This is a genomic window from Brevundimonas sp. UBA7838 (assembly GCF_002500885.1).
Classification (GTDB): Bacteria; Pseudomonadota; Alphaproteobacteria; order Caulobacterales; family Caulobacteraceae; genus Brevundimonas; species Brevundimonas vesicularis_C.
This window is the reverse complement of record NZ_DLTK01000067.1, coordinates 957-6396: the sequence shown is the minus strand read 5'-3', so window position 1 is coordinate 6396 and position 5440 is coordinate 957. Positions and strand designations below refer to the sequence as shown.

At 64.0% G+C, this 5440-nt stretch carries 4 protein-coding genes and 1 pseudogene; 2 read left to right on the top strand and 3 right to left on the bottom strand.

Annotated elements, in window-relative coordinates; genetic code table 11:
* Positions 1–130, top strand: a pseudogene (locus tag B3T77_RS05260) (cell envelope biogenesis protein OmpA); the annotation flags it as partial.
* Between the two features lie 188 nt (positions 131–318).
* Here the strand turns inward: B3T77_RS05260 and B3T77_RS05255 are convergent.
* The gene (locus B3T77_RS05255) at positions 319–993 is read right to left on the bottom strand and encodes an OmpA family protein (RefSeq protein ID WP_292077915.1); all 675 of its coding nucleotides are present in this window, start codon (positions 991–993) and stop codon (positions 319–321) included.
* 226 nt (positions 994–1219) lie between these two features.
* Here B3T77_RS05255 and B3T77_RS05250 point away from each other — a divergent pair, with 226 nt between their 5' ends.
* A complete protein-coding gene (locus B3T77_RS05250) occupies positions 1220–2131 on the top strand; it encodes an isopenicillin N synthase family dioxygenase (RefSeq protein WP_292077917.1) in 912 nt (303 codons plus the stop codon).
* Positions 2132–2135: 4 nt separating this feature from the next.
* Here the strand turns inward: B3T77_RS05250 and B3T77_RS05245 are convergent, their stop codons facing one another.
* Positions 2136–4052 (bottom strand): TadE/TadG family type IV pilus assembly protein, encoded by a 1917-nt coding sequence (locus B3T77_RS05245; protein WP_292077913.1) that lies wholly within the window; start codon positions 4050–4052, stop codon positions 2136–2138.
* A 97-nt stretch (positions 4053–4149) separates the two neighbouring features.
* Positions 4150–5440: M2 family metallopeptidase (locus B3T77_RS05240; RefSeq protein ID WP_292077910.1), on the bottom strand; the 1291-nt coding region annotated here is incomplete at its 5' end.

Here is a 5440-nt window from a genome sequence, read left to right as displayed (position 1 = left end):
GGTCGCCTCGGGCGTCAACGGCGGCGTCATCGCCCTCGACGGCAAGGGCGAGACCAACCTGGCCAAGCCGACCGCCGACGGTGTGCGCGAACCGCTCAACCGCCGCGCGACCATCGACATCAACTTCTAAGGCTTTCGGAGCCGACCGGTTCGTCCGGGTCGGCTTCGAGCTTCGAAGTCGTCGAAAGACAGAACGCCGCTTCCAAAAGGAGGCGGCGTTTTTCTTTGCGCCGTCTCACCCTCTGCGTGATGCGTCCACGCAGCCAAAAAGGCGGCGCCTTGCGACGCCGCCCCCAAGTATTCTGACTTAAGGCCTGATCAGCCGGTGAACGGGCGGATCAGGATTTCGACGCGGCGGTTCTGCGCCTTGCCTTCGGCAGTGGCGTTCGAGGCCACCGGGTTACGCGAGCTATTACCGGCGACATAGAGGCGCTGCGCGATCACGCCGCGACGCACCAGTTCAGAGGCGACGCTGCTCGCGCGGCGCTCAGACAGAGGCTGATTGATCGCGTCGCCGCCCGACGAATCGGTGTGACCGATCACGTCCACGGTCGACTGGTCATACTGTTGCAGAACGCGGGCGACGTCATCCAGCACCGGCAGGAAGCGCGGATCGATGGAGGACTGGTTTGTGGCGAAGGTCACGTCCGACGGCATGCGCAACACAAGCAGATCGCCCTGACGCGCCACACCGACGCCGGAGCCGGACAGTTCGGCCTCCATCGCACGCTGCTGGCGATCCATATACTGGCCAACGGCCGCGCCGCCCAAGGCGCCGATGCCCGCGCCGATCAGAGCGTTCTTGCGGCCCTGTTCGCCGTTCGAGGTGTTGGTCAGATAGCCGAGAACCGCGCCACCCAGAGCACCGGCGATGGCCCCGGTTCCGGTATCGTTGCGAACCGGACCCGAACGATAGGGGTCGGTGGTGGTGCAGGCGGCGGCCCCCAGCAGGGCGGCGATGGAAACGCTGGCGACGATAAACTTGGCGCGCATGGAATGGTCCTTTTCTTTTGAGCGATCTGGCGCGGAAACGTGCGCTTACTGTGAAGGTTCCAATCTGTACGGCGCATGAATGCCCGCCACGTCCGCGCTCGCCATGGCCCTGACAAGGCCGCCGATTAGGCGTATGGGAACCGCCGCACATCCCCAGATCGAGGACGACGCCGTGAGCGTGACCCAGACGGACCACACGACAGACCGCGCCATTCAGCCGGTTTCGATGACGCAGTACGACGCCGATTTTCAGGCGTTCAGCAACGCACTGGGTGCGTCCTTCTCGCGCTATGGCTTCGCTGTGGTCGCCGACCATGGTCTGGACGAGGCGCGCATCACCGCGGCCATCGACGACGCCAAGGCCTTCTTCGCCCTGCCGGAAGAGGTGAAGCGTCAATACCATCAGCCCGGTACGGGGGGCGCGCGCGGCCTGACACCGTTCGGGGTCGAGGCGGCCAAGGACGCCAAGACGGTCGATCTGAAGGAGTTCTGGCACGTCGGTCGGGAACTGCCCGAAGGCCACCCCTATCGCCGCTATATGCGCGACGACGTCTGGCCGACCGAAGTCGAGGGCTTCCGCGAGCACCTGTATGGCATGTTCGAGGACCTGGATGCTTTGGGCGCCAAGATCCTGCGCGCCATCGCCCGCTACCTGAAGCTGGGCGACGACTTCTTCGCGGACAAGGTGGAGATGGGTAACAGCGTCCTGCGCATGCTTCATTACCCGCCGGTTCCGGCAGATGCGCCGGGCGTGCGCGCCGGGGCGCACGAAGACATCAATGTCATCACCCTGCTGCTCGGCGCCGAAGAGGCTGGTCTGCAGCTGAAGGACAAGGACGGCAGCTGGCTCGACATCGCGCCGCCGCCCGGCGCCCTGGTCGTCAATATCGGCGACATGCTGCAGCGGCTGACCAACCACGTCCTGCCGTCTACGACCCACCGCGTGGTCAATCCGGCGCCCGAGCGTCGCGGTTTCGCCCGCTATTCGACGCCCTTCTTCCTGCACTTCAACCCTGACTTCCCGATCGAGACCCTGCCCAGCGCCATCACGCCGGACAATCCCGATCGCTATGCGGGCAAGACCATCCTGGCCGAGGATTATCTGACCGAACGCCTGCGCGAAATCCGCCTGCTCTAGGCCGTCAGCGGGAAATCCGTAGTCGGGTGATGTCGCGTCCGATGGCCTGGAAGTCGTTGGACAGGTCCGCGCCCGACTGCGGCAGGAAGGCCTTGTCCTTGTCGGTGGCGCAACTGCTCAGAATCTTGGCCGCGTCGCTGCCTGGGGTGATTGAGAATCCGACCGTGTAAACGATCACGTTTTTGTTCTTCATGTTGGTGCATAGTTTTGCGGCCTGGTCGAACGGGTCGCCGTTCGTCGCATCGCAGGCGATCTTGTCGTAGAGATTGCCAGACCCTGAGCCTGCATCGCGAGCGATCACACCGCCGCAATAGGGGGTGTTGAACTCGCCGTCCGTCATCAGGATGACGGCCTTCAGCACCTTGGTCGGCGCATAGGCGGCAGCCGGGTTCGACGACCAAAGCCCATTGAACTGGTTGGATACCGTATACCAGCCCCAAGCGAGACCAATCTGCCCGGACGTCGAGCCCGTGACGGACAGCCCATTTACGAGGCTGGTCAGGGTGCTGATGTTAGATGTCAACGGCTGGATCGTGGCTGTCGGGCAGGGGTTGCGTGGAGACGCGTAGTTTCGACCGACGTAGGCCGAACCGGGGGCCGTATCGGTATAGACCGAAGACCCCGTGCGCTCGCTGACGCAGGTCGTGTTGTCGAACACGTTCAGACGATTGTACTGCGGATCACGGAAGACGCGCTTGGCGCATCCGTCACGGCCGCATTGAACAGCGCCGCCGTTGGAATAGTCGGCGTAGGTCGCGCCCCCGACCGGCACAACGAAGGCATCCTTCGATGTGCGCTCATAAACTTCAAAGAGCCCGCTGCTGTTGTTCAGAGCCGTCATACCGTTCACGCCAGTGATCTGCACACCCTCGTCCTCAGACAAGCCGTGATTTGTGGACGAGATGGTGACGAAGCAGTCGGAGCGCATGCATTTGCGGATCTGACCGCCCGAGCTGTAGCTGCTGTAGCCGTTGCCGCTGGTAGTGTTCAGCGCGTACCAGTTCGCGCCGGATTGATATTGCAGGGACACCTTGTTGGCGTCGATCCGCACGACCTTGTAGGCGCGATTGTTGATCTGGGTCATGCCGCTGACGCCGCTGATCCAGACGTAGTCGTCGTTCGCCAGCCCGTGGCCGTTGGCGGTCACGACGCCCGGCGAAGCGCGCGTGATACCGGAGATCGACTTGGCCGCCGCCGCCGCCCATGCGGCACCGGTGATGCTGGTCGATCCGATGGATGCGCCGCGCGCGGCGTCGGCGCGAGCGCCCAGGTTCACGCCGATCGAATAGGGCACGATCGCCATACGTGAATAGTAGGGCGTCTGTTTTGCGGCCGGCTGAACGACCAGTTTGATCAGCTGGTTCGCGGCGTTCTTCAGATCGCCGATCCGGTTATTGCTGGCCATGGAGCCGGTGATGTCCAGCACCAGCGAGACCTCGATGTCCTTGGACGATCGGTTCACCTCGGAGTGGACGCTGACGGGCAAAGTGTCGTCGAGGATCTTGCCATAGGGCGGCAGGACCACATTGGCGATCAGCGTCTTCACCTGGACCTGGATGTCGGCGATGACGATTTGGTCTTTCGTCAGCTCAATCTTGACGGCGTCGTCGGCGAACGGCTCCACCGAGGCGTTGCGCAGATTGGCTCTCAGCGCCACCAGCGCGACGGTCTTCAGGTCTTTCGGATCGGTATAGGACGAGCGCGCCGCGGCCAGAGCGGCGGCGTCCAGCGCGTCTTGAACGCGGGCCTTGGCCGTCGTCACGCGGTTGATGTCGATACCGCCCAAGGTCAGCATGATCAGCGCCGGCATCACCAAGGCGAAGATCATCACGACATTGCCGCCGCGGTCCGACGACAGGCGCGACGTGAACATGCGCAGAGCCTTCACCGCCCTGCCGATCCGATTGGAAATCTTCACCATGCCCATCCCAGAAGGACGCGGACCGCCCGATTAGCGTTCAGTCTGCCATCGGGCGGTTAAGGGAATTGTGAAGGGGACGGTTAACGCCGCCGCGTGATCAGGCGGCGCTCCATCCGCACTGGTGACCCCGGTTCTGTTCCTGAAGCCAATCGTTCAGCGGGGCGAAATAGTCGGCGATGGCCGAGGCGTCATTGCCGCCGTCGCCGGTGAAGGCCTTCATCGCTTCCTGCCAGGGTTGGGACTGGCCCATCTGCAGCATGGCGTTGAAGCGCGCGCCCACCTCGTTGTTGCCATAGACGGAGCAGCGGTGCAGCGGCCCGGTCCAGCCGGCCTGTTTGCAGGCCGCGCGCTGGAACTGGAACTGATAGATGGCCGCCAGGAAGTAGCGGGTGTACGGCGTGTTTCCGGGCACATGGTATTTGGCGCCCGGATCGAAGGCGTTGGCCGGGCGCGGTCCAGGCGGAACCAGACCCTGGTACTGCAGCATGTCGGCGGTCCAGGCGGTATTGTAGGCGGCCGGCGCCGTCTCGCCTGAGAAGACGTCCCAGCGCCAGCGGTCGACCATCAGGCCGAACGGCAGGAAGGCGATCTTGTCCAAGGCCATCTTGAGCAGGAAGGGAATGTCCTCCTCCGCGCCCGGCGTGGTTTTCAGCAGGCCGATCTGGTTCAGATAGGTGGGGGTCAGGGCCGACAGGCCGACGAAGTCGCCGATGGCCTCGTGGAAGCCGTCGTTGGCGCCGTTCCGGAACAGCATCGGCTGGTTCTTGTAGGCGCGCTGATAGTAGTTGTGACCCAGCTCGTGGTGGACGGTGTAGAAGTCGTCGCCGTTGACGTTGGTGCACATCTTGATGCGGATGTCGTCGGCGTTGTCCAGGTCCCAGGCCGAGGCGTGACAGACGACTTCGCGGTCGCGCGGGCGGGTGATCTGACTGCGTTCCCAGAAGGTCTGGGGCAGCGGGTCGAGGCCCAGCGAGACGTAGAAGCCCTCGCCCGTCTTGACCATTTTCGTCGCGTCGTAATCGGCGGCCTTGAGCAGTTCGGTGAGGTCGTAGCTGGAGGCGCCGCCGCTGGGCGGGGCGACGACGTCGTAGATGTTGCCCCACTGTTGGGACCACATATTGCCCAGCAGATCGGCGCGGATCGCGCCGTGATCGGGTTGCACCGCGTCGCCATACTTCGCGTTCAACCGAGCGCGCACATAGCAGTGCAGGTTCTCGTAGAATGGCTTCACCTTGGCCCACAGCCGGTCGGTCTCGGCGGCGAAGTCGTCGGCGGGCATGTCGTAGCCTGACCGCCACAGGGCGCCGGTGTCGGCGAAGCCCAGTTCGCGCGAGCCTTCGTTGGCGATCTCGACCATGCGGGCGTAGTCGTCGCGCATGACCGGCGAG

What these genes read in the sequence shown, in the direction of transcription:
- B3T77_RS05250 (WP_292077917.1), top strand. Translation starts at nt 1,220, where the DNA reads ATGACGCAGTACGACGCCGATTTTCAGGCGTTCAGCAACGCACTGGGT.
- B3T77_RS05255 (WP_292077915.1), bottom strand. Translation starts at nt 993, where the DNA reads ATGCGCGCCAAGTTTATCGTCGCCAGCGTTTCCATCGCCGCCCTGCTG.
- B3T77_RS05245 (WP_292077913.1), bottom strand. Translation starts at nt 4,052, where the DNA reads ATGGTGAAGATTTCCAATCGGATCGGCAGGGCGGTGAAGGCTCTGCGC.